Source organism: Dankookia rubra, from assembly GCF_004355005.1.
Taxonomy (GTDB): domain Bacteria; phylum Pseudomonadota; class Alphaproteobacteria; order Acetobacterales; family Acetobacteraceae; genus Paracraurococcus; species Paracraurococcus ruber_A.
This window is the reverse complement of the sequence record NZ_SMSJ01000001.1, coordinates 268,667-292,554: the sequence shown is the minus strand read 5'-3', so window position 1 is coordinate 292,554 and position 23,888 is coordinate 268,667. Positions and strand designations below refer to the sequence as shown.

The 23,888-nt window shown below is 72.7% G+C and carries 22 protein-coding genes; 13 read left to right on the top strand and 9 right to left on the bottom strand.

What is annotated here, in order from left to right:
* Positions 1–114: 114 nt before the first annotated feature.
* Together E2C06_RS01380 and E2C06_RS01375 are read right to left on the bottom strand one after the other, a co-directional pair.
* Complete coding sequence (locus tag E2C06_RS01380) at positions 115–690, bottom strand: HNH endonuclease (RefSeq protein WP_193560405.1); 576 nt, start codon at positions 688–690, stop codon at positions 115–117.
* 161 nt (positions 691–851) lie between these two features.
* Positions 852–1,529 (bottom strand): alpha/beta hydrolase, encoded by a 678-nt coding sequence (locus E2C06_RS01375; RefSeq protein WP_133286779.1) that lies wholly within the window; start codon positions 1,527–1,529, stop codon positions 852–854.
* A 43-nt stretch (positions 1,530–1,572) separates the two neighbouring features.
* On the opposite strand from E2C06_RS01375, the gene gluQRS reads away from it, so the two are divergent.
* The gene (gene gluQRS, locus E2C06_RS01370; protein ID WP_133286778.1) at positions 1,573–2,457 is read left to right on the top strand and encodes a tRNA glutamyl-Q(34) synthetase GluQRS; all 885 of its coding nucleotides are present in this window, start codon (positions 1,573–1,575) and stop codon (positions 2,455–2,457) included.
* 49 nt (positions 2,458–2,506) lie between these two features.
* Here gluQRS and E2C06_RS01365 read toward each other — a convergent pair whose 3' ends face one another.
* The 3 genes from E2C06_RS01365 to panC all read right to left on the bottom strand — a co-directional run bounded on the left by E2C06_RS01365 (position 2,507) and on the right by panC (position 5,186).
* Positions 2,507–3,793, bottom strand: coding sequence for a PQQ-dependent sugar dehydrogenase (locus tag E2C06_RS01365; protein WP_133286777.1), 1,287 nt, complete (start codon positions 3,791–3,793; stop codon positions 2,507–2,509).
* A complete protein-coding gene (locus E2C06_RS01360) occupies positions 3,790–4,227 on the bottom strand; it encodes a DUF2231 domain-containing protein (protein WP_133286776.1) in 438 nt (145 codons plus the stop codon). Before E2C06_RS01360 ends, E2C06_RS01365 begins: the two co-directional genes overlap by 4 nt.
* A gap of 131 nt (positions 4,228–4,358) precedes the next feature.
* A complete protein-coding gene (panC, locus tag E2C06_RS01355; RefSeq protein WP_133286775.1) occupies positions 4,359–5,186 on the bottom strand; it encodes a pantoate--beta-alanine ligase in 828 nt (275 codons plus the stop codon).
* Positions 5,187–5,279: 93 nt separating this feature from the next.
* On the opposite strand from panC, the gene E2C06_RS01350 reads away from it, so the two are divergent.
* From E2C06_RS01350 to E2C06_RS01325, 6 genes are all read left to right on the top strand, one after another.
* Positions 5,280–6,476, top strand: coding sequence for a class I SAM-dependent rRNA methyltransferase (locus E2C06_RS01350; RefSeq protein WP_133286774.1), 1,197 nt, complete (start codon positions 5,280–5,282; stop codon positions 6,474–6,476).
* Positions 6,473–6,862 (top strand): DUF3293 domain-containing protein, encoded by a 390-nt coding sequence (locus E2C06_RS01345; protein WP_133286773.1) that lies wholly within the window; start codon positions 6,473–6,475, stop codon positions 6,860–6,862. Before E2C06_RS01350 ends, E2C06_RS01345 begins: the two co-directional genes overlap by 4 nt.
* 96 nt (positions 6,863–6,958) lie before the next feature.
* Positions 6,959–7,612 carry a hypothetical protein gene (locus E2C06_RS01340; RefSeq protein WP_133286772.1) on the top strand — a complete coding sequence of 218 codons (654 nt, stop codon included), beginning with the start codon at positions 6,959–6,961 and terminating at the stop codon, positions 7,610–7,612.
* Positions 7,613–7,749: 137 nt separating this feature from the next.
* A complete protein-coding gene (locus E2C06_RS01335; RefSeq protein WP_133286771.1) occupies positions 7,750–8,838 on the top strand; it encodes a mandelate racemase/muconate lactonizing enzyme family protein in 1,089 nt (362 codons plus the stop codon).
* Between the two features lie 32 nt (positions 8,839–8,870).
* Positions 8,871–10,325 (top strand): amidase, encoded by a 1,455-nt coding sequence (locus E2C06_RS01330; protein WP_133286770.1) that lies wholly within the window; start codon positions 8,871–8,873, stop codon positions 10,323–10,325.
* A 68-nt stretch (positions 10,326–10,393) separates the two neighbouring features.
* A complete protein-coding gene (locus E2C06_RS01325) occupies positions 10,394–10,633 on the top strand; it encodes a DUF2188 domain-containing protein (protein ID WP_133286769.1) in 240 nt (79 codons plus the stop codon).
* Positions 10,634–10,646: 13 nt separating this feature from the next.
* Here the strand turns inward: E2C06_RS01325 and moaB are convergent, their stop codons facing one another.
* Positions 10,647–11,186 (bottom strand): molybdenum cofactor biosynthesis protein B, encoded by a 540-nt coding sequence (gene moaB / locus E2C06_RS01320; RefSeq protein ID WP_133286768.1) that lies wholly within the window; start codon positions 11,184–11,186, stop codon positions 10,647–10,649.
* A gap of 137 nt (positions 11,187–11,323) precedes the next feature.
* Here moaB and E2C06_RS01315 point away from each other — a divergent pair, with 137 nt between their 5' ends.
* On the top strand, positions 11,324–11,878 hold the full coding sequence (locus E2C06_RS01315; RefSeq protein WP_133286767.1) for a hypothetical protein: 555 nt from the start codon (positions 11,324–11,326) through the stop codon (positions 11,876–11,878).
* 52 nt (positions 11,879–11,930) lie between these two features.
* Here the strand turns inward: E2C06_RS01315 and E2C06_RS01310 are convergent, their stop codons facing one another.
* Both E2C06_RS01310 and E2C06_RS01305 read right to left on the bottom strand, forming a co-directional pair.
* A complete protein-coding gene (locus tag E2C06_RS01310) occupies positions 11,931–13,763 on the bottom strand; it encodes a lytic transglycosylase domain-containing protein (RefSeq protein WP_133286766.1) in 1,833 nt (610 codons plus the stop codon).
* 136 nt (positions 13,764–13,899) lie between these two features.
* Positions 13,900–14,721, bottom strand: coding sequence for a uracil-DNA glycosylase (locus tag E2C06_RS01305; RefSeq protein ID WP_133286765.1), 822 nt, complete (start codon positions 14,719–14,721; stop codon positions 13,900–13,902).
* A 96-nt stretch (positions 14,722–14,817) separates the two neighbouring features.
* Here E2C06_RS01305 and E2C06_RS01300 point away from each other — a divergent pair, with 96 nt between their 5' ends.
* Both E2C06_RS01300 and E2C06_RS01295 read left to right on the top strand, forming a co-directional pair.
* Entirely contained in the window at positions 14,818–16,533 is a 1,716-nt protein-coding gene (locus E2C06_RS01300) for an electron transfer flavoprotein-ubiquinone oxidoreductase (protein WP_133286764.1), read from the top strand.
* Positions 16,534–16,727: 194 nt separating this feature from the next.
* Entirely contained in the window at positions 16,728–19,910 is a 3,183-nt protein-coding gene (locus tag E2C06_RS01295) for a calcium-binding protein (RefSeq protein WP_133286763.1), read from the top strand.
* A 121-nt stretch (positions 19,911–20,031) separates the two neighbouring features.
* Here E2C06_RS01295 and E2C06_RS01290 read toward each other — a convergent pair whose 3' ends face one another.
* The gene (locus E2C06_RS01290; RefSeq protein WP_165982142.1) at positions 20,032–21,000 is read right to left on the bottom strand and encodes a Bug family tripartite tricarboxylate transporter substrate binding protein; all 969 of its coding nucleotides are present in this window, start codon (positions 20,998–21,000) and stop codon (positions 20,032–20,034) included.
* Between the two features lie 139 nt (positions 21,001–21,139).
* Here E2C06_RS01290 and E2C06_RS37280 point away from each other — a divergent pair, with 139 nt between their 5' ends.
* The 3 genes from E2C06_RS37280 to E2C06_RS01275 all read left to right on the top strand — a co-directional run bounded on the left by E2C06_RS37280 (position 21,140) and on the right by E2C06_RS01275 (position 23,882).
* The gene (locus tag E2C06_RS37280) at positions 21,140–21,421 is read left to right on the top strand and encodes a cupin domain-containing protein (RefSeq protein WP_165982141.1); all 282 of its coding nucleotides are present in this window, start codon (positions 21,140–21,142) and stop codon (positions 21,419–21,421) included.
* Positions 21,422–22,057, top strand: a complete 636-nt coding sequence (locus tag E2C06_RS01280; RefSeq protein ID WP_133286760.1) for a class II aldolase/adducin family protein — start codon at positions 21,422–21,424, stop codon at positions 22,055–22,057.
* Positions 22,058–22,163: 106 nt separating this feature from the next.
* Entirely contained in the window at positions 22,164–23,882 is a 1,719-nt protein-coding gene (locus E2C06_RS01275; RefSeq protein ID WP_133286759.1) for a tetratricopeptide repeat protein, read from the top strand.
* Positions 23,883–23,888: the final 6 nt, after the last annotated feature.

Sequence of the window (23,888 nt, the reverse complement as noted above, 5' to 3'; positions counted from 1 at the left end):
CAACCCCTCGTCCACTTCTTCAGTCCGGCACGCGCCGCGCGGCGAATGCCAAGCCCACAAAAGGGAAGGGAGGGGTTCGGGGAGGGAAAACCCGTTTCCCTCCCCGGCCTTGCCTCAGCTCTCCAGCTCGGAATCCCAGTACAGGTAGTCCCGCCAGCTTTCGTGCAGGTAGTTCGGCGGGAAGGCCCGGCCGTTCTCCTGCAGTTCCCAGCTGGTCGGCTGGCGCGGGGTCTGGCGCGGCAGCATGTTGCACTCGCGCGGCAGCCTGTTGCCCTTGCGCAGGTTGCAGGGGCCGCAGGCGGTGCAGACATTCTCCCAGGTGGTGCGGCCGCCGCGGCTGCGCGGGATCACGTGGTCGAAGGTCAGGTCATGCGTCGGCCGGTGGTCGCCGCAATACTGGCAGGCGAAGTGGTCGCGCAGGAAGACGTTGAACCGGGTGAAGGCCGGCCGCCGTGCTGAGGGGATGTATTCCTTCAGCGCGATCACGCTCGGCAACCGCATCGAAACGGTCGGCGAATGCACCTCCGCCTCGTATTCGTTCAGCACCGAGACGCGGTCGAGGAAGACCGCCTTGACCGCGTCCTGCCAGGACCAGATCGACAGAGGGAAATAGGAGAGCGGGCGGAAATCCGCGTTCAGCACGAGCGCCGGGAAGGACTGGCCACCGATGAAGCTACCGCCGTCAGGCAAGTGCCGCTCCTTTGCAGGGCGGGGTCAGCTACAGATGGGGGCCTGATACTGCGTCTGGGCCCCAAATGCTGTGGCACCGCCGAGTCTCCCGGCATTCTTGCCAGTGCGTGGACGAGTCTGCAAGCCGCCACGCCCCGCCGGCCAGGGCTTTCATGCTTTCGTCACGCCCCGGTTCCGGGTTCAGGCCGGGTGCCGAAGGCGGCCTCAAGCCAGCGCCGGCCGGCCGCCAGCCCGGCCTCATCGATGCCATGCGCGAGGCCCGGGCGGTACAGCGCCTCCACCGGCACCCCCGCCCGGCGCAGCGCCGCCTCGGCCGTGCGGGTCGCCGCGACCGGGACGATGTCGTCCGCCTCGCCATGCACCAGAAGCACCGGCGGGCGGCCGGTGATCTCCGCCGCCAGGGCCTCCGGCGCCAGCAGCGCGCCGGAATAGCCGAGGATCGCGGCCGGCGGCACCGCCCGGCGCAGCCCGGCGTACAATGCCATCATGCAGCCCTGGCTGAACCCGGCCAGCGCCAGGGCCGAGCCCGGCAGGCCAAGCCGCCCCAGCTCGGCATCGAGGAAGCGGTCCAGCGGCAGGCGCGCCGCCATGGCGCCGGCCGCGATCACCGCGGGGCGGCGGTCCTGCGCGCTGAACCATTGCCGGCCATAGGGGGCCATGTCGCAGGCCTCCGGCGCGTCGGGCGCGACGAAGGCGGCCTCGGGCAGGGCCTGGCCCCAACCGGCGGCGAGGTCGATCAGGTCCCGGCCATCGGCACCGAGCCCGTGCAGCAGCACCACCAGCTGCTTCGCCGGGCCGCCCGAGGCGGGACCGATGCGGGGGCCATCGAGTTGGGCCATGGTCTTGCTCCTCTCGCGCATCTCCCGCTACGCGCAAGCGCCGATGCCAGCAACCGCAAGCCTCCGTCATCTGCTGCCCGACCCGCCGCCCGGGGCGGTGACGCGCTTCGCGCCGAGCCCGACCGGCCTCCTGCATCTCGGCCATGCCCATGCGGCCTGCTTCGCCGCGGCGCTGGCCGAGGCGGCCGGCGGTCGCTTCCTGCTGCGGCTCGAGGACATCGACCCGACCCGCTGCCGGCCGGAATTCGCCGCGGCGGCCGAGGCCGACCTCGCCTGGCTCGGCCTGCGCTGGGACGGCCCGGTGCGGGTGCAGTCGCGCCACCTGCCCGACTACCGCGCGGCGCTGGACCGGCTGGCGGCGCGCGGCCTGGTCTATCCCTGCTTCTGCACCCGCGGCGCGATCCAGCGGGAGATCGCCGCCTCGGGCCATGCGCCGCATGGTCCCGATGGCCCGCTCTATCCCGGCACCTGCCGGCGGCTGCCGCCCGCTGAGCGCGCGGCGCGGATCGCCGCCGGGGAGCCGCATGCGCTGCGGCTCGACATGGCGGCCGCGCTGGCCGTCGCGCCGCCCGACCTTTCCTTCCACGAGCTCGGCGAGGGGCGGCTGCGCTGCGACCCCGCGCAGTTTGGCGACGCGGTGCTGGCGCGGAAGGAGGTGCCGGCCAGCTACCACCTCTGCGTCACCCATGACGACGCGCTGCAGGGCGTGACGCTCGTGACGCGCGGGGCGGACCTGAAGCCGGCGACGCACCTGCACCGGCTGTTGCAGGCGCTGCTCGGCTGGCCGGAGCCGGCTTATGCGCATCATGGGCTGCTGCTCGGCCCAAACGGCCGGCGGCTGGCCAAGCGCGACCGCGCGCCGACGCTGCGGGCGCTGCGGGAGGCGGGCCGCAGCCCCGCGGAGGTGCGGGACTTCGCCGGCTGGTAGCGGCGGCCACCGGGGCAGCGACTTCGCCGCGCCGCGCCGGGCCGCGGCGTCAGCGGTTCGCGGTGACCCGCCAGACCGTGTTCGACACGTCGTCGGCGACGATCAGGGCGCCCCGCGGATCGACCGAAACCCCGACCGGCCGTCCCCGCGTCTTGCCGTCGCCGGTCAGGAATCCGGTCACGACGTCGACCGGGTCGCCGGCCGGCTTGCCGTCGCGGAACGGCACGAAGACCACCCGGTAGCCGACCGGCTTGTTGCGGTTCCAGCTGCCATGCTCGCCGACGAAGGCGCCCGAAGCGAAATCCCCGCCCATCGCCGGGGCCGAGAAGGCCAGCCCCAGCGCCGCCACATGCGCGCCGAGCGCATAGTCCGGCGGGATCGCCGCGGCGACCTTCTGCGGGTCCTGCGGCCGCACGCGGTCGTCCACGTGCTGGCCCCAGTAGCTGTAGGGCCAGCCGTAGAAGGCGCCCTCCTTCACCGAGGTCAGGTAGTCCGGCACCAGGTTGGGGCCGATCTCGTCGCGCTCGTTCGCCACCGCCCAGAGCTGGTCGGTGCCCGGCTGGATGGCGAGCGAGGTCGGGTTGCGGATCCCCGTGGCATAGGGCCGGTGCGCGCCGGTCTGCGCGTCGATCTGCCAGACCCGCGCGCGGTCGGCCTCCACCTCCATCCCGCGCTCGGTGATGTTGCTGTTGGAGCCGATGCCGACATAGAGGAAGCGGCCGTCCGGGCTGGCGGCGAGCGACTTCGTCCAATGATGGTTGATGGCCGAGGGCAGCAAGGTGACCAGCGCCGGCGGCCCGCTCGCCGCGGTCTGGCCCTCGCGGTAGTCGAAGCGCACCAGCGAATCCTGGTTGGCGACGTAGATGGCGCCATTGGCGAAGGCGAGGCCATAGGGCCCGTTGAGGTGCTCGGCGAAGACGCTCCGCGCCTCGTAGCTGCCGTCGCCATCGGCGTCGCGCAGCAGCGTCAGCCGGTTGCCGCCGGGCACCGGGGTCTTGCCCTTGGCCTTGATCCAGGTGGCGATGAAGTCCTTCGGGCGGTACGGCTGTTCGTTGCCGCCGGTGCCCTCGGCCACCAGGATGTCGCCGTTGGGCAGCACCAGGGTCTGGCGCGGGATCCGCAGGTCCGTGGCGATGGCGGCGATCCGGTAGCCCTGCGGCACCGTCGGGCGCGCCTCGCCCCAGGCCGCCGGCTTCGGGATGACCATGTCGGGCAGCAGGCCGCGCTGCGGGTCCGGCAGCTGCGGGCTGGACCCGTGCTGCTCGGGGCCGGGGTCGCCGTCGCAGGCGGAGAGGGCCAGCGCCGCGGCGCCGATCAGCAGGGCTGCGCGCTTCATGCCGCCTCTCCTGCCACGGTTGCGGGCCGGACGCCGGAATAGCCCAGCCAGGAAGCGACGAGCGCGAGCAGCGCCACGACCGCCGAGAGGTAGAGCGCTTCCGGCATGATCGCATAGGCATCCTTGCCATGGACGAAGGCGCCGACCAGGCCGAGCACCCACATCGCGGCCAGCGCGGCGAAGTAGAGGCCGGCATGCCCGCGGCGCGCCCGGCCGGCACGGACCAGGTCGATCAGCGCCCAGAGCACGGCGAAGCCGCCGAAGAGCAGGGCGCCGGCATTCAGCCAGGCGGCGAAATTCGCCCACTGCACCTCGAAGCTCTCGGCATAAGCGACGTCGCTGAGCAGCGCGCCGAGGAACAAGGGCAGCGGGAAGGCAAGCAGGATCGCGTGCAACGGGTGCAGCGGCCTGGCAGGCACGGATGTGGCAACCACGGGATGTCCTCTCGTTCCTCGGCCCGGCCGCCCGATCGGCGGAACGCCGGACCCGCGTCCATCGGGGACGCCAGCCGGCAACGGAGCAGGGGTCGGAGGGTTGCTGCCGCCGGGCCGCGCGGCGGCGGGCGTCAGGCCGCGATGTTGTCCAACAGCCGCACGCTGCCGAGCCGCGCCGCGACGATCAGCCGCCCGGGCAGCGCCGCCGTCTCGCGCAGCGTCTCCGGCTCGACCAGCGCCAGGTAGTCCAGCACGAAGCCCTCGGCCGCCAGCCCGGCCCGCGCATCACCGAGCGCCGCGGCGGCCGGGCGGCCGGCCGCCATTCCCTGCGCCGCGTCCCGCAGCGCGGCATGCACCCGCGGCGCCAGCGCGCGCTCCGCCGGCGCCAGGAAGCGGTTGCGCGACGACATCGCCAGCCCGTCCGCCTCCCGCACCGTCGGGCAGCCGATGATGCGGGTGGGGATGTCGAGGTCGGCGACCATCCGCCGCACCACCTGCAGCTGCTGCCAGTCCTTCTCGCCGAACAGCGCGACCCGGGCCCCGGTCTGCAGGAAGAGCTTGGCGCAGACCGTGGCGACGCCGCGGAAATGCCCGGGGCGGGCGGCGCCTTCCCAGCCCGCGGAGGGGCCTTCGACCTCGATCGCGGTGGCGCGGTCGGGCGGGTACATCGCCTCCACCCCCGGCAGCCAGGCCAGGTCGCAGCCCGCCGCCTCCAGCGCCGCCAGGTCGCCGGCCTCGTCGCGGGGGTAGCGCGACAGGTCCTCGTTCGGGCCGAATTGCAGCGGGTTGACGAAGATCGAGGCGGCGACCGCGCCGCGCATCGCCGCCGCCTCCCGCCGCGCCGCGGCGACCAGCGAGATGTGGCCGGCATGCAGCGCCCCCATGGTTGGGACGAGGGCGATCGGGCCGAGCTTCGCGGCCTCGGCGCGCAGGGTGGGCAGGTCACGGGCGATACGCATGCGGGTGCATGTGGACCGGCCGCCGGCGCGGGGCAAGCCTGGGGTCCCGGCCCGCGCATTGCGCCCCGCGGCGCTCCGCCCTATCGCCGCCGCATGACCGAGAGCTCCGCCCCGCACCCGCTCCTCCGCCTGCTGCCGCGCCACGACCAGCGGGTGAAGGCCGGCCATCCCTGGGCCTTCTCGAACGAGATCGCCATGACCGCGGCGGCGAAGGCGCTGCCGCCCGGCACGCCGGTGCGGCTGGAGGGCGACGACGGCTGGCACCACGGCACCTGGAGCTTCAACCCGCACAGCCTGATCGCCGCCCGGCGGCTGGACCGGGACCCCGGCGCCAGGATCGACCTCGACTGGGCCAGGCGCCGGCTCAACGCGGCGCTGGCGCTGCGCCAGAGGCTCTACGACACGCCCTACTACCGCCTGGTCCATGCCGAGGCCGACGGCCTGCCCGGCCTGGTGATCGACCGCTACGGCGACGCCCTGGCGCTGCAGGCCAATACGGCTGCCATGGAGGCGCTGACGCCGCTGCTGGTCCAGGCGCTGCGCGACCTCGTCTCGCCCCGCCTGATCATCGGCCGCAACGACGCCGCGGTGCGGACGCTGGAAGGGCTGGCCGAGAACGTCGCGCCGCTGTTCGGCGAGGAGACCACGGCGCGGGTCGAGGAAGGGGGACTCGGCTTCTCCGTCGACCTGCTGGGCGGGCAGAAGACCGGCTGGTTCTACGACCAGCGGGAGAACCGCGACCGCGTGGCGCGCCTTGCCCGCGGCGCCACGGTGCTGGACGCCTTCTGCCATACCGGCGGCTTCGGCCTGCGCTGCGCCGCGGCGGGGGCGGCGCGGGTGACGCTGCTCGACCGCAGCGCGCATGCCCTCGATCTCGCCATGCAGACGGCGGCGGCGAACAATCTCGCCGAACGCGTCGAGGCGCAGAAGGCCGAGGCGCTGGAGGCGCTGGAGAAAATGGGCGCCGCCGGCACGCGCTTCGACATCGTCGTCGCCGACCCGCCGGCCTTCGCCAAGGCGCGCAAGGACCAGCCGCAGGCGCTGCGCGGCTACGGCAAGCTGGCGCGGCTGGCAGCCGGGCTGGTGGCGCCGGGCGGGTTCCTGTTCATCGCGTCCTGCTCGCACCATGTCGCGCCGGGCGACTTCGCCGATGCGGTGATCTGGGGCCTGGGCCGTGCGCGCCGCGACGCCAAGCTGCTGTTCCAGGGCGGCGCCGGGCCGGACCACCCGGTGCACCCGGCGCTGCCCGAGAGCGCCTACCTCAAGGGATTGCTGTTCCAGTTGGCATGAGCGCGCGGCTGCACGCAGCTTATCACCGCAGCGACTACGAGGCCGCCGGTGCCGTTGCGCGCATTGGCCGGCGCAGCGGCGCGGTGGATGCCTGGCTCGCCCGGCACGGCGTCCGGCAGGGCGGCTTCGTCGGTGCCTGGAACCCCTTCAGCCGGCGCATGCCGCGCGGCTGGAACGACCGCATGCTGGCCCGGCTGCGCGCCGCCGCGCGGCGGCTGCCGCAGGCCGAAGGCAGCGGCGGCGACGGGCCCTGGCGCGAGCGGCATCTGCTGCTGGCCGGCGACCCGCGCCGCCTTGCCGTGCTGGCTCGCCGCTTCCGGCAGGCCGCGATCGTCACGGTCAGCCGCGGCGCGCCCGCCCGGCTGATGCTGCTGCGCCAGCCCTGAACCGCGGCGCGCGCGTCGTGCGCCACCACATACCGGCCGGCATCGCGGCTGCGGCAGTCTTCCGTGCGGTGCGCAGCGCACCGCAGGAGACATTCCATGAACCAGATTTTGAGTGCCTCGCCCATCGCAGCCAGCGCCACGATGCCCGCCGCCGCGGTCGCCGCCTTGGCGGAGGACATGAAGCAGTGGATGTTCGGCGCCGGCCGGTCCGAGCCGATGCGCACCAAGCCGAAATTCGATGGCCAGCCGGAGCGCAACTACAACCTCAAGGGCATGAAGACCGGCAAATTCCTGCAGCACGAGGAGCAGCGCTTCGGCATCAACCTCGGCTGGACCGACGACGCCTCGGCGCAGACCGCGGCCAAGGTCTCCCGGTGGTTCCTGGCGCGCCAGGCGGGCGACGACATGCCGCTCCGCTACGCCGAGATGGTGGCGCTGGCCAATGGCGGCGACCCGTCCTTCGTCCGCTACGAGGAGCGCACCGTCGGCGTCAATCTCGGCTGGTCGAAGACGCCGGTCTTCGAGTGGAAGGTGCTCGGCGGCACGCCCGGCACGCCGGTGCAGACCGGGCAGCGGGTCGCGCTGTTCAACGTGAAGGCCAACGAGTGCCTGATCTACTTCGACCGCAATGCCGGCGGCGATATCGGCTGGCCAACCAGCAAGCGCTGGGAGGACCAGCTGGAGGCGCTGGCGGTCAAGGTGGGCAAGGAAGCGGCGAAGAAGGCGGTGCTCGCGGCGCTTGGCGCCTGATCCCGTCGGCCTGGCCCGCGCAGGGCGTGGGCCAGGCCACCAAGCTGGCGCCCGTCCCGGCGCGGCAAGCCGGAAGGGGCCTGCCCCGCCGCGAGATCCGCCCTACTCTTCCCGTCCGAGGGAAGGGGGAACGCGCCATGCCGAAGCTCGACCGCATTGAGGCCGGCCATTACCGCATCCCGCTGCCGGAGGTGCTGACCGACAGCACCCATGGCGCGATGGCGGATTTCGAACTCATCACCTGCCGCGTCGCCGATGCCGATGGGGCCGAGGGTACCGGCTATACCTATACCGTCGGCCGCAACGGCGGCGCGGTGCATCACATCCTGGCGCGGGAGATCGCCGAGCTCGCCGCCGGGCACGACGCTGACCGGATCGAGGCGCTCTGGCAGCATGTCTGGTGGGGCCTGCACTATGGCGGCCGCGGCGGGCCGGCGGTCCTCGCGCAATCCGCTTTCGACATCGCCCTCTGGGACCTCAAGGCGAGGCGGGCCGGCACCGCGCTGTGGCGGCTGCTCGGCGGGCATGACCCGCGCGTGCCCTGCTATGCCGGGGGCATCGACCTCGAACTCTCGGCGGCCGAGCTCATCGCGCAGACCGAGGGCAACCTCGCCCGCGGCTTCCGCGCCATCAAGATGAAGGTCGGCCGTCCCAGGCTGTCGGAGGACGTCGCCAAGCTCGCCGCCATGCGGGCGCATCTCGGCGACGGCTTCCCGCTGATGGTCGACGCCAACATGCGTTGGACCGCCGATGCCGCGATCCGCGCCGCCCGCGCCTTCGCCCCGCACGACCCCACCTGGCTGGAGGAGCCGGTGCAGCCCGAGGACGTCGCCGGACACGCCCGCGTGCTGCGCGAGGGCGGCGTGCCGGTCGCCTCCGGCGAGAACCTCCGCAGCCTCTGGGATTTCCAGGCGCTGATCGCCGCCGGCGGGGTCTCCTTCCCCGAGCCCGACGTGACCAATTGCGGCGGCGTCACCGCCTTCATGAAGGTCGCCCACCTGGCCGAGGCCTTCCACCTGCCGGTCACCAGCCACGGCGCGCACGACGTGACGGTGCAGCTGCTGGCCGCCTGCCCGAACCGGTCCTACCTCGAGGCGCACGGCTTCGGCCTCGACCGCTACATCGCCGACCCCCTGCGGATCGAGGAGGGGATGGCCGTCGCGCCGGACCGGCCGGGGCATGGCATCGGCTTCGACTGGGCGGGGCTGGAGAAGCACCGCGCCTGACGCATACTGGCGCCTCGCCCGGGGAGCACCGCATGTCCGACGACCTGATCCGCCTGACCGCGACCGAGGCCGTCGCGCGCCTCGCGCGCCGCGAGGTCTCGCCGCTCGAGCTGGTGGAGGCCGCCGCCGCGCGGATCGCCGCGGTCGAGCCGGCGGTGAACGCGCTGCCGACCCTCTGCCTCGACCGCGCGCGCGACCATGCGCGGCGGATCATGGCCGGGGAGGGCGCGGAGCGGGCCGGCGAGCCGGGCTGGCTCGGCGGCCTGCCGGTCTCGATCAAGGACCTGACCGACGTCGCCGGGGTGCGGACCACCTATGGCTCGCCGATCTTCAGGGACCACGTGCCCGATGCCTCGCACCCCGTGGTGCGGCGGATCGAGGCGCTCGGCGGCATCGTCATCGGCAAGTCGAACACCCCGGAATTCGGCGCCGGCGGATCGACTTTCAACGAGGTCTTCGGCCGCACCCGCAATCCCTGGAACACGTCGCTGACCTGCGGCGGCAGCACCGGCGGCGGCGCGGTCAGCCTGGCGACCGGCGAGGCTTGGCTGGCCCAGGGCACCGACCATGCCGGCAGCCTGCGCCGGCCCGGCACCTATTGCAGCGTGGTGGGCATCCGGCCGAGCCCCGGGCGCGTCACGCGGGGGACGGTGAACAACCTCTTCTCGCCGCTTTCGGTGCAGGGGCCGATGGCGCGCAACATCCCCGACCTCGCGCTCTTCCTCGACACCATGGCGGGCTGGGACCCCGCCGACCCGCTGACCTACGACGCGCCGGCGCTGCCCTATGTCGAGGCGGTCCGCGGCATCGGCACCTGGCGCCCGCGCGTCGCCTTCACCCTCGACTATGGCGGCGCGCTGGCAGTGGACCGCGAGATGCGGGCGATCTGCGAGGCCGCCATCCGCCGCTTCGCCGGCCTCGGCTGCGTGGTCGAGGAGGTCTCGCCGGACCTCGGCGAGCTGGCCGAGGCGCTGCTGGTGCTGCGCAGCCAGCATTTCGTCGTCGATCGCGAAATCCAATTGCGCGAGAAACGCGACCTGCTGAAACCCGACATCGTCTGGAACACCGAGCGAGGGCTGAATGCCACGCCGAGCCAGCTCGCCTGGGCCGACCGCGAGCGCGCCCGCTTCTACCGCGAGATGGCGCGGATCTTCGGCCGGTACGACGTCTTTGTCACGCCTTCCGCGCCGACGCCCGCCTTCGACGTCATGCTGCGCGCGCCGGAGAGCATCGCCGGCCGCAAGCTCGACAACTACATGGGCGGGTCGATGCTGAACGCGACGATGACGTTGGCCGGCAGCCCGGCGGTCGCCGTCCCTTGCGGCTTCGACCAGCACGGCCGCCCGGTCGGGCTGCAGGTCGCGGCGCCGCCGCGGCGGGAGGATGTGGCGCTGCGCGCCGCGGCGCTGTTCGAGCAGGCGAGCGGCCTCGACCGGCTGCTGCCGATCGACCCGCGCCCTGGGGCGGTGCCGCCGCCGGAGGCGTGAAGCCGCCCCCCGGTGCAAGCCGGGCCGCCGGCGCCAATATGGGCGGCGCAAGCGGAAGGGACTGCGGCATGACCAGGATCCATTACAGGATCGTCCAGCACGACGGCGGCTGGGCCTACAAGCTCGGCGACGTCTTCTCCGAGGCCTTCGCCACGCGCTCGGCGGCGCTCGCCGCGGCGCACCGCGTGGCGCGGGAACAGCACGTGCCCGGCAATGCGGCCTATATCGAGTTCCAGGACGAGACCGGGGCCTGGCACACCGAATTCTCGGCCGGCGACGACCGGCCGGAGGCGGACGTGGAAAGCTGAGCCGCCGCCCGCCTCACGCCGCCTTCAGGTGCTCCTTCAGCCGCGGCATCAGCTCCACCAGGTTGCAGGGGCGGTGCCGCGCATCGAGCTGGTAGAGCAGGATGTCGTCCCAGGCATCCTTGCAGGCGCCGGTGCTGCCCGGCAGCGCGAACAGGTAGGTGCCGTCAGCGACGCCGCCCAGCGCCCGGCTCTGCATCGTGCTGGTGCCGATCTTCTGGTAGCTCAGCATCCGGAACAGCTCGCCGAAGCCCTCGATCTCCTTCTCCAGCACCCGCTGGAAAGCCTCCGGCGTTACGTCGCGGCCGGTGATGCCGGTCCCGCCCGTGGTGATGCCGCAATCGATCGCCGGATCGGCGATCCAGCGCCGCAGCACCGCCTCGATCGCATCGGCCTCGTCGCGGACGATCTCCCGCGCGACGCAGCGATGCCCGGCCGCCTCGATCCGGTCCTGCAGCGTCTGGCCGGAGCGGTCGGAAGCGAGGTCGCGGGTGTCGGAAACGGTCAGCACGGCGATGTTGACCGGGACGAAGGGCAGGCTCGGATCGATCGGCATCTCGTGGCTCCCGCGGCGAGGTCCCTATGTCGCCCCTCCGGCCGGCGGAATCCACCCCTCCCGGCACCACACCTAAGACTGCCCATCGGACCCATATATCCTCTACAATGGCGTTAGCAGCGCGGGGTGGGGGGTTGATGGTTGACGCGGTGGATCCCGCCCTGGGCGAGGCCTTGCCCGCGACCCCGGTCGAGGCCGCCGGCCCGCCGGGCGTGCTGGAAGGGCATATCCTCACCCTGCGGGAAGCGCTCGCCACCGCCACGGCGGCGACCGCCGAGGCGCGGCGGCTGGCCGAGCAGCGGGGCGAGACGCTGGAGGCGCAGGCGCTGGCCCATGAGGCCGCCCTGGCGGAGCGGGACTCGATGCTGGCCGCGGGCGCCACGGCGCTGCGCGACTCCCGGGCGGCGCTGCTGGCGCTCGCCAACCGGCGGAGCTGGGAGATCGTCGCCCATGCGGCGCAGCTGAGCGAGGCGACCCGGGTGACCCAGGCGGCGCGGGCGGAGCTGGCGGCGGCGAGCCTGCGCTTCCAGACCGCATCCCAGGCGATCGTCGCGGCGACCGAGGCCGAGGCGGCGGCATTGCGCCAGCAGGTCGCGGCGGCCGAGCGGGACCGCGATGCGGCGCGGCAGGCGCTGGCGCATTGGCGGCGCGGCGGCCGGCTGGCCCGCATGCTGCGGGCCTTCATCGGCTGAGGCGGATCGCCGGAGGACCGAGTCAGGCGCGGGACGGCCCGCCAGGGAGGCCTCAGTGCAGCGCGCGGCCCCGCTGGCGCAGCATCGCCACGACATCGGCCGGCTCGCTGAAGCGCGGGAAGCCGCCGGCCGCGAGCTGGTCGAGGCTCGGCGCCGGCAGGCCGAGGCGGGAGGCATAGATCCAGGAATAGGTCAGCACCTGCTGCACGAAGCCCCGCGTCTCGTCGAAGGGGATCGCCTCGACGAAGAGGAAGGGGTCGTCGCGGTGGCCATGCGCCGGCAGCCATTTCAGCAGGTTGCCCGGCCCGGCATTGTAGGCGGCCAGCAGCCGGACCAGGTTGCCGCCGACGCCGTCATGCCGCGCGAGGTAGTGCAGGTAGCGCTGGCCGAGCTCGAGCGAATAGGCCGGGTCATGCAGCCGCTGCGCGCCCTCCGCCTGCAGCGAGGGATCACGCGACAGGTAGCTGGCGGTCGCCGGCATGATCTGCATCAGCCCGCGCGCCCCGGCGGGGGAGACGGCGCCGGCGTCGAAGCGGCTCTCCTGCAGCGCCAGGGCATAGAGCAGCGCCGGGTCGACCCGGTAGCCGCCCTGCGGCACCAGCTTCGGCACGGGGAAGCGGGCGAAGTCGCGCGGCCTGCCGTCCTCGGCCTGGGAGGCGGCGGCGAGCTGCGCCGTCAGTCCCGGGAGGCTGGCCTGGGAGGCGACCACGAGCATGGCCCTGACCAGCCCGGGATTGCGCTTCGCCTTGGCCCAGAGCTGGCGCAGCTCGGCCTCGGCCCGCGCCGGCTGGCCGACCTGCAGCAGGGCCAGCGCCCGCCAGCCGCCGGCGGTCTCGGCGACCGCGGCAGCCTCGGCCTCCCCGGCCAGCTCGCCTTCCCAGGCAAAGCCGGCGCCGAGGCCAAGGCTGCGGCGGGCGACCAGGCCGTAGAAGGTCCGCGGCTCCTGCGCCGCCTGCATCATCCAGGCGACATAGAGCTGCGGCTTGCGCGCCCGGACCGCGGCGCGGGCGGTCCAGAAGGCGGCCGCCGCGCGCAGCGCGGGCGCCGCCTGGTCGTTGCGGGCGGCCCGCTCGAAATAGGGCAGGGCGGCCTCGTACCGGCCAAGCCCCCAGGCCGAGAGGCCGGCGGCGAAGGCGGCGAGGCCGCTCGGCTCGCCGGCCCGGACGGCCTCGGCGGCGATCCGCAGCGCCTCCTCGTCCTGCCCGGCGCGGAAGAGGCCGATGGCGAGGTCGGCGCGCAGCAGCCCGGCATAGGCCGGGCTCAGCCCCTTGGTCCGACCGATGAGCCCAAGGGCGGCGCCGGCATTGCCCTCCCGCGCCCGGTCGCGCACGGCTCGGTCGAGGCCGGGATTGCGGGCGACGCTGGCGAGGCTCGGCGCGCGCTCCTCCGGCGCCAGGGCGGCCTCGGGCGAGAGCGGCTCGGGCGGCGCCGGCGGGGCGGGGAGGGCGGCGCCGCGCGGCAGCAGGCGGCCGAGCAGGTCGTGCAGCCGCATCGCCTCGGGGTGATCGGAATACTGCGCCAGCCAGGACTGCACCTCGGGCGCCGAGGCCGATGCCCCCGCCCGCAGGTAACGGTCGGCCAGGACATGGCCCATGAGCCGGCGATCGTCCAGGCGATCGGCCTCGCGCGCCGCGGCGGCGGGATCGCCGCGCGACTGCAGGTCGAAGACGCGTCTCAGCCGGGTGGCGTCGGACGGGGCCAACACCTGGGGCAGGCCGGGAACCCCGCCGGAGGCGGCGGGCCGGGGGACGCTCATGGCGGTCTGGTCAGTGGCCCTCTGCGCCGTGGCGGGCTTCGGCAGCCCGGTCATCAGCGCCGCTCCCCACAGGACCCCGGCAAGCAGGGGGCGAAGGGAACTGCGGGCCATGGGGCCGACGGCGGGCATGGCCCGCTTCCGTTAGCGGCGATCACGGAGGCGGTGCAACCCGGAAAATCCAGACCGTTGCAGAAAGAACCCGTGTGGTGTTCAATGCCAACAGCTTACGGTTTGTTGATGAACAGAGGAACTGGCCGCCCGCTGGCTATTGCGGGGTCAGGCTCCGCTGCAGCAACAGGAGATCGGCCCAGGCGTCCCGCTTCGCCGCGGGGTTTCGCAACAGGTAGGCTGGATGCAGGGTGGCGAGCGCCGGCAATGACTGGTTGTCATCGATCGTTACTTGATGCCAACGGCCACGCAGGCGGGTGATCCCCTCCTTCGACCGCAGCAGCGCCTTAGCCGCGACGCCGCCCAGCAGCACCAGTTGCCGCGGCTTCGCCAGCACGATGTGGCGCAGCACGAAGGGCAGGAAGAGCGCGATCTCCGCATCGGTCGGCGTGCGGTTCCCCGGCGGGCGGAAGGGCAGGATGTTGGTGATGTAGAAGCCGCTCTCCCGGTGCAGCCCGATCGAGCCCAGCATGCGGTCCAGCAGCTGGCCGGAGACGCCGACGAAGGGCCGGCCGAGGCGGTCCTCGTCGCCGCCCGGCGCCTCGCCGATCAGCATCAGGCCGCTCTCGGGCACACCGTCGGCGAAGACCAGGTTGGTCGCGGTCTCGCGCAGCGGGCTGGTGTCGAACTCGGCCATCGCGGCGCGCAGGGCCGCCAGGCTGTCGGCCTGCGCCGCCAGCGCTGCGGCCCGGGTCGCGCCGGGCGGCGGGGCAAGCCGGGCGGGCAGGGCCCGGGGCTGCGCCTCCCGCCCTCCCTTGGCCGGCATGCCCGGAAGGATCGAGGCGACCGCCTCGGCCGGGGCCGCGACGCGCGGGACCGTGCGATCGATCGGCGCCGCCTCCAGCGCCTCCTCCGCCCCCCAGTCGATCTGCAGCCGGAGGGCCGCCAGCAGCGCCTCCTGCGTCATGGCCTCCGTCATGCTGCCCGCCTTTCCTCACCCCCGTATCGGCTGGGCGCGGGGTTCCGCGCAAGCAGGAGCGACGCTACATGCGGGGCAGACAAGGAGGAGCCAGGCATGTCCGGCGCTGAAGAACGTGAGGCGATGGAATTCGATGTGCTCATCGTCGGGGGCGGCCCGGCCGGGCTCGCCGCCGCGATCCGCCTCAAACAGGTCGCGCCGGATGCCACGGTCTGCCTGGTGGAGAAGGGCAGCGAGATCGGCGCCCATATCCTCTCGGGCGCGGTGCTCGAGCCGCGCGCGCTCGACGAGCTGATCCCCGACTGGCGCGACGACCCGCCGGCGCTGGCGACGCCGGCGACCGACGACAAGTTCATGCTGCTGACGGCGACGCGGGCCATCAAGCTGCCGACGCCGCCGCAGATGAACAACCACGGCAACTACATCGTCAGCCTTGGCAATGTCTGCCGCTGGCTCGGCGCCAAGGCCGAGGCGCTCGGGGTCGAGATCTACCCCGGCTTCGCGGCCTCCGAGACCATCGTCGAGGACGGCCAGGTGAAAGGCGTCGTCGCCGGCGTCGCCGGGATCCTGAAGGACGGCAGCAAGGGCCCGAACTACGAGCCGGGCATGGAGCTGCGTGCCACCTACACGCTCTTTGCCGAGGGTTGCCGCGGCTCGCTGACCAAGAAGCTGCAGGAACGCTACGGGCTGCGCGAGGGCGTCGCGCCGCAGACCTATGCGCTCGGCATGAAGGAGCTCTGGGAGATCCCGAAGGCGAACCACAAGCCCGGCCTGGTCTGGCATTCCACCGGCTGGCCGGTGCCGTCGGACACCTATGGCGGGTCCTGGCTCTACATGCTGGGCGAGAACCTCGTCAGCATAGGCTTCGTCGTCGGCCTCGACTATCCGAACCCCTGGCTCTCGCCCTTCGACGAATTCCAGCGCTTCAAGACCCACCCCGAGGTGGCGAAGATGCTGGAGGGCGGCAAGCGCATCGCCTACGGCGCCCGCGCGCTGAACGAGGGCGGCATCCAGGCGGTCCCGAAGCTGGTCTTCCCGGGCGGCATGCTGATCGGCGACACCGCCGGCTTCCTCAACGTGCCGAAGATCAAGGGCACCCATACCAGCATGAAGTCCGGCATGGTGGCGGCCGATGCCGTTGCCGCCGCGCTGGCCGGGGAGGACCGCCCCGCGGTGCTCGAGAGCTACCCGGCGGCGCTGAAGGCGAGCTGGGTCTGGAGCGAGCTTGCCGCCGTCCGCAACATCCGCCCGGGCTTCGCCAAGTTCGGGCTCTGGGGCGGGCTGATCAATGCCGGCCTCGACACCTTCGTCTTCCGCGGCAAGGCGCCATGGACCTGGGGCCACCACCAGGACCACGAGACGCTGAAGAAGGCCTCGGAGTCGAAGCGCATCGAATACCCGAAGCCCGACGGGAAGCTGAGCTTCGACCGGCTCTCCTCGGTCTTCCTGTCGAACACCAACCATGAGGAGGACCAGCCGGCCCACCTCAAGCTGAAGGATCCGGGTGCCTGGAAGGGCGTGAACTGGGACCAGTTCCGCAGCCCGGAAAGCCGCTACTGCCCGGCCGCGGTCTACGAGGCGGTGGGGCCGGACGCGGAGCGCGAGCTGAAGGGCACGCCGGATGCGGAGGCGACCGAAGGGGCGACCGGCGGGGGCGCCGCGGTCGAGGCCGGCGATGCCGGCGCGCGGCTGGTGATCAACGCGCAGAATTGCGTGCACTGCAAGACCTGCGACATCAAGGATCCCGGCCAGAACATCGACTGGACCACGCCGCAGGGCGGCGGCGGGCCGAACTACATCGGCGGGATGTAATCGCCGGCGTGGCGCACTCCGGGTGCGCCACGCATCGCTCTTTTTTGCTTGAGCAATACAGTCACGCTTGGTTAACGGATTCGTGTTGCTTGATTACCTTTTCGTGGAAGGACTGAACGGACCTTTCTCGTCATTTCTTCCCCGACCGGCGCGCCGCCAGTGCTGCGGCCTGCGCCCCGGGGAGACCAGTCGACGTGAATCTGAACATCCTGCTGCGTGGGCAATCGAACTCCATCATTCTTGGCCAGTTGGCGGGCGCCGACGCGGTCGCGGCCGAAGTGCAGAAGCTGCTCGGCTTCGACGGCGTCAACGACACGGTCACGCTGCTCTTCAAGGAATTCGACGGAAGCGGCAGTTCCACCGCCGCTTCCGGCACGTCGCTGATCGGCGATTGGCTGACGCCAACCTCAGTGAACGGCCAGACGAGCTGGACGCCGAACACGTATGAGCAGGGGCTGATCAACTACGTCAGCGGGCTTTCGACGACGGCGAAGGCGGATCCGACTGTCGTGCTTTGGCTGCACAACGAATACGACAGCGCCGATTCCACGCTGACCGCCGGCACATGGACGAGCGCGGTGCGCTACGACGCCGCCCAGCTGCGGGCTGCCTTCACCGCCCCCGTTTCCTATGTCTTCGTCGAGCCCATCCCGCTCGACGCCGGTAAGGATGCGGGCGCTCAGGCGATCCGGACGGGCATGGAGCAGCTGGTTGCCGAGAGCGGCTTCAATGCCCGCCTGACGGCATCAAGCGACGACCTCGTCATGAATGGCGTCTTTCGCGGGGCCGCCGGCCACATGAGTGACGCGGACGCCGCGCTGATCGCCGATCGCGCGGCGCGCAGCATTGCCGAAGTCTTCGCCGCCTTCGCCAAGCCGGGCTCGGCGCTCGCCTCGGGCAACATCGACGATACCGGGCCGATCGCGGTGCAGGCGCAGCAGACCGGGGCACGCGAGGTGTCCGTGTCCCTCCTGTTCGATGGTGCGACCACCCTGCAGGCGCTCGACACCGATGCCGCCGCCGGCATCGGCTGGAAGGCGATCGCGGGATCGACGGTGCTGGAGGCAACGGGCGTCGCGCTCGGCGCCAACAATACTCTGGTCGTCGGCTTCGGCGTCGACCTGCCGGCCGACGCCCGGCTCTATTACGGATATGGCGACAGCCATCTCCTCGGGGCGACGGGCAGTGCCAGCGGCAACGCGATCTACGATAACCAAGGCATGCCGCTGCGCTCCCCCGCGGTCGGGCTGGTCATCGGCGCCGCGGCGGTGCAGCCCGGCGCGACCCAGGCGGGAACGGACGGCACCGACGTCATGTCGGCCGGGCCGAACGGCGACACGCTGATCGGCGGCAAGGGCGACGATTACATGGTCGGCGGCACTGGCGCCGACACCTTCGCCTTCGGTCTTGGCGACGGGACTGACTGGGTCGATGGCTTCACGCCGGGCAAGGATCACATCAGGTTCGCCGTCGGCATCACCGCTGCGGACGTCCTCGTCACGCCGCTGCAACTCAGCGCCGGCGATGCGGGACCGGTCAGCGGACTGGGCGTGATCTACGGCTCGGGCGGGGATGGCATCTTCCTCGCCGGCGTCACCGCATTGCAGGCCGGCGACATCGTCTATGCCGTGCCGCCGGTGCAGCCGGGCCAGATCATCCTCGGCAGCCAGAACGACGACGGGCTCGGCGCCGGCAATGGCGGCGACACCATCATCGGCGGCCCCGGCAACGACTACATGCGCGGCGGCGCCGGCAAGGACGTCTTCGGCTTCAACCTTGGCGACGGGCCGGACTGGGTGGCCAATTTCGCCTCGGGCACCGACAAGCTGCTGTTCGGCGGCGGGCTGACCCTGGCCAACATCACCATGGCGCCGATGACGCTGGCCGGCGTCAGCGGCCTCGGCGTGCAATACGGCCCGGGCGTGACGGACGTCGTCTTCCTCGAGGCCATCACCGCGCTCGCGGCGGACGACATCACCTTCGGCACGGTGCCGACGGTGAAAGCCGACGCGCCGATGTTCCTGACCGGCACCGCCGGGCCGGATGCGCTCACCGGCGGCGAGGCCAGCGACACGCTGCTCGGCCTCGGCGGCCACGACACGCTGACCGGCGGCGGCGGCGACGACGTGATCTATGCCTATGCCAATGACAGCATCAACGGCGGCGCCGGCCGCGACGTGCTCTACATGGTGGACGACACGCCGGCCTTCCTGGCGATCGACGTCAACAAGATCGAGTTCGTCGCCGCGGGCTTCGGCAACGACACCATCATCGGCGCCGGCCAGACCCGGACGGTCGAGATCTACGCCAGCGCCGGCGATGACAGCGCCTCCGGCGGCAGCGGCGACGACTGGCTCTGGGGCAGCCTCGGCAACGATACGCTGGTCGGCAATGCCGGCGACGACGTCATCGTCGGCGATGTCGGCGCCGACAGCCTCTCGGGCGGCGCCGGCAACGACCGGATGTACATCGACGCCCAGGACAGCTTCGATGGCGGCGACGGCTTCGACGCCGCCTACGTCATCGGCGGCACCGGGATCGCAATCAACCTGGCCGCGACCCACATGGAATGGGTGACCGACTTCGTCGACGGCAACGACACGCTCGATGCCTCCGGCACGACCACCGGCGTCGAGTTCTATGCCGGCGGCGGCAACGACCTGCTGACCGGCGGCAGCGGCGGCGACCTGGTCTTCGCCGGCGAGGGCGCCGACACGCTGATCGGCGGCGCGGGCGACGACGGGCTGATCGGCGAGGGCGGCGCCGACTCGATCAGCGGCGGCGACGGCAACGACCGGATCTACGCCGATGCCAGCGACACGATCGATGGCGGCGACGGCTACGACATCATGTACATGGTGACCGACGCGCCCTATGCGGTCGACCTCGGCGCGATCCATGTGGAATGGCTCTTCGCCGGCGCCGGCAACGACAGCGTCGCCTCCTCCACCGCCACGCCGATTCAGGTCTATGCCAACGCCGGCAACGACACCGTCTCGGGCGGCGGCGGCAACGACACGCTCTGGGGCGGGGATGGCGACGACAACCTCGTCGGCAATGCCGGCAGCGACACGCTGGTTGGCGAGGCCGGCAACGACACGCTGGCCGGCGGCGCCGGGGATGACGGGCTCTATGGCGGCAACGGCGCGGACGTCTTCGTGCTCGGCGCCGGCTGGGGCAACGACACGATCTTCGACTGGCAGGACGGCAGCGACCTGATCGATGCGCGCGCCCTGGCTTCGCTCGGCGTGACCACCATCGGCAGCTTCACCATCGCGGCGAACGGGACCAACGCGCTGGTCGGCTATGCCGGCAACACGCTGACCATCATCGGCGCGGCGGGGAAGATCGACGCGGCGGACTTCCTCTTCGCCTGAGACCGAAACGGCCGGGGAGAGCTGTTCTCCCCGGCTCCCTTTCATCCAAGTCCCCGGGCCGGCGGGCGGCGCGCGGCGACGGCGAGCGCGGGGAGGGAACGCCTTTCCTTCCCCGCGCTCGCTATTCCACCGTGGCGCCGGAGATTCGCACCAGCTCCGCCGTCCGGGTGATCTCCGACTGCTGGAAGGTGGAGAATTCCTCCGCCGTGCTGCCCACCGCGTCGTAGCCCAGCTCCGCCATGCGGTCCCGCATCGACGGGACCCGCATCGCGGCCTGGATCGCCTCCGACAGCCTCGCCACCGCCGGCGCCGGCGTGCCGGCCGGGGCGAAGACGCCGAGCCAGCTGGTGAAGACGAAGCCCGGCACCTGCTCGGTGATCGCCGGGACCTCGGCAAGCTGCGGTGCGCGTTCGCGGCGGGTGATGCCGAGCGGCCGGACCTGGCCGGCGCGGACCTGCTGGATGCTCTCGACCACCGGGGCGAAGATCAGGTCGACGCGGCCGGAGACGAGGTCCGCCATGGCCGGCGCGCCGCCGCGGTAATGCACCTGGGTGAAGCGCACGCCGGTCTCGTGCTCGAACAGCACCGCGGCGAAATGCTGCGAGCTGCCGAGCCCGCCGGTGCCGGCATTGAGCCCGCCCGGCCTCGCCCGGGCGAGCGCGACCAGCTCCGTGACGCTGCGCGCGGGCACCGAGGGATGCACCACCAGCAGGCCGTGGCTCAGCGCCACCAGCGAGACCGCCGAGAAGTCCTTCGCCACGTGGAAGGGCAGCGTCCGGTACAGCGACTGGTTCACCGCATGGGTGCCCATCGAGGCCATGACCAGCGTATAGCCGTCCGGCGCGGCGCGGGCTGCCGCCTCGGTTGCCACGTTGCCGCCGGCGCCGGTGCGGTTCTCCACCAGCACCTGCTGGCCGAGCGCCGGGGTGATCGCCTGCGCCACGATGCGGGCGGTGGTGTCGGTGCTGCCACCGGCAGCGAAGCCGACCAGCATGCGGATAGGCCGGTCGGGGTTCCAGGCCTGGGCGCGGGCGGCGCGCGGCAGCAGCGGCAGTGCGGCCAGGCCGGGAAGCAAGGTTCTGCGGTGCATCTCGTCTCCTCCGGGCGGGGTCTTGCCGCCCCGCCTGCCGCAGCCTAGCCGAGTCCCCGGCGGCATTTCGCCCCTTGTCCTGCGCCGCGCCCGCCCGGATGGTGCGGCCTTGCACGCCAGGGCTGCGGAAGGAACGAGGATGACTGACGAAGCTGCGTTCGAGGCGGCGCTCCGCGCCGACGGGTTCCAGGAGGTGGTGCGCCGCGCCGCGTCGCCGGGCCAGTCGCTGCCCGACCACGACCATGGCTGGGATGTCCGCGGCCTGGTGCTCGCCGGCCGCTTCACCGTCTCGGCCGAGGGCAAGGTGCAGGATTGCGGTCCGGGCGAGGTCTTCACCCTGGCCGCCGGCTGCCGCCACACCGAGGCCGCGGGGCCGGACGGCGCCGAGCTGCTGGTCGGCCGCCGCCACGAGGCGCCCTGAATGACCGAGGCTGCGGCACTGATCGAGGCGGCGCGGGCGCTGGATGCGCTCGGCTTCATGCCGTCGAAGTCCGGCAACCTTTCGGTCCGCACCGCGCGCGGCTTCCTGATCACCCCGGCGGCGCTGCCCTATGCCGAGACCGTCGAGGCCGACCTGGTCGAGCTGGATCCCGCGGGCCGGGTCCTCGCCGGGCATCGCCGCCCCTCCTCGGAATGGCGGCTGCACGCGGCGATCTATGCGGCGCGGCCCGAGGCCGGCGCCGTGGTGCATACCCACAGCCCCTTCGCCACCGCGCTGTCCTGCGCCCGGCAGGGCCTGCCGCCCTTCCACTACATGATCGCGCTTGGCGGCGGCGGCGACATCCGCTGCTCCGGCTACGCCACCTTCGGGACGGAGGAACTTGCCCAGGCCTGCATCGCAGCGCTGGACGGGCGGAAGGCGGCGCTGCTGGCTAACCACGGCGCGGTCGCCTTCGGCCGCACGCTCGCCGGCGCCCGCACCCTGGCGACGGAGGTAGAGAACCTCGCCCGGCAATACTTGGCGTTGCGCGCCGCGGGGCTGGCGCCGGTCCTGCTGGACACGGCGGAGCTCGAGGCGGTCTTCGCGCAATTCAGCGGCTATGGGCGGCTCGGCTGAGGTGCCGGCGCCGATCCGCGACCGGCACGTTGCGTTTTGCCACACTGTGGCGGGAAAGCCCCGCCTGACCGTGGCGCGCCGGCATGGCGGCTGCTAGCCTGCGCCGATGCGATTTCCGGGATCCTCGCCGCGGCTTGCCCTTCTCGCGGCCGCGCTTCTGTCCGCCTGCGCCGCCGGCGGGGCGCCCAGGGAGCGTGGGCCGCACAGCGGCACCGGCATTCCTGTCACCGGGGCCTTCGGCGCCTACCTGACCGGCCGCTTCGCTGCGGCCGAAACGGATACTGCGACCGCCGCCGACGCCATGCTGGCAGCGCTGAAGGCCGATCCCGACCAGCCGGAGGTACTGCACCGGGCTTTCCTCGCCGCCCTGCTGGACGGCCGGCCGGATGCCCAGCGCCTGGCCCGCCGGCTGCCCGACAACCCCGCCGCCAACATGCTGCTGGCCGGCACCGACGTGCAGGCCGGGCGCTGGGACAAGGCGGAGCAGCGGGTCCGCGCGCTCGCCCGAGGCGGCCCGGTGCAGGTGCTGCAGCCGACGCTCCTGGCCTGGGTCCAGCTCGGCCGCGGCCAGCCGGACCAGGCGCTGGCAACCCTGCGGCCGCTGGCCGAGCAGAACCGGCTGCGGGCGCTGAACGCGCTGCATGCCGCGCTGATCGCCGACATCGCCAACCGCCCGCGGGAGGCCGAGCGCTTCGCCCGCATGGCCCTCGCCGACCAGCCGCAGCCCTCCTGGCGGCTGGCGGTGCTCTCGGCCGGCATCCTGCAGCGCGCCGGCAAGCCGCCGGAGGCGCAGCGGCTGCTGGAGCAGATGCTGGAAACCGGCGACGACGCCGCGCTGGCCGCCACCCCGTCGAACCGCCGCACGCTGCTGGCCAGCCGCGGCGTCGCGTCCCCGGCCGATGGCTGGGCGGAAGCCTATATCGCCCTGGCCTCGGCGTTGCGGGCCCAGGGCTCGACCGATTTCGCCCTGGTCCTCGCCCAGCTCTCGCTCCGCCTGCGGCCGGGCTTTGCCCCGGCCCTGGTGCTGACCGCCGACGCGCTGGCCGACCAGGGCCATGACGACGAGGCGCTGGCGATGCTCGGCCGTGTCGGGTCGGACGATCCGCTGGCACCGGTGATCGGCCTGCGCCGCGCCGTGCTGCTCGACAAGCTCGACCGGACGGATGAGGCGGTGGCCCAGCTGCGCCAGCTGGCCGAGGCCTATCCCTCGATGCCGCAGGCCTCCACCCGGCTGGGCGACCTGCTGCGCCGGCGCAACCGTTTCGTCGAGGCCGCCACCGCCTACGACCAGGCGGCGGCCCGGACCGGGACGCCGCCGGGCACGCTCGGTCCGCGCGACTGGCCGCTGCTCTATGCAAGGGGCATCGCCCGCGAACGCTCCGGCGACGGGACACGGGCAGAGGCGGATCTCCTCCGCGCGCTCGAGCTCTCGCCCGAGGAGCCCTATGTGCTGAACTATCTCGGCTATACCTGGGCCGAGCAGGGCAAGAACCTCGACCGCGCCAAGGCCATGCTGTTGCGGGCAACGGAGCTCCGCCCGCAGGACGGCAACATCGCCGACAGCCTCGGCTGGGTGCTGTTCCGCCTGGGCGACCTGCCCGGCGCCGTCACCTGGCTGGAAAAGGCGGTCGAGCTCGAATCGCGCAACAGCGTGGTGAACGACCATCTCGGCGATGCCTATTGGGCGATCGGCCGGCAGCGGGAGGCGCAGTTCCAGTGGCGCCGTGCCGCGACGCTGGAGCCGGAGCCGGCGGAGCTGGTGAAAATCGAGGCCAAGCTGCGGGACGGCCTGCCCGGCTACCCCGCCAGCACCGCCCAGCGCTAGGGAGCC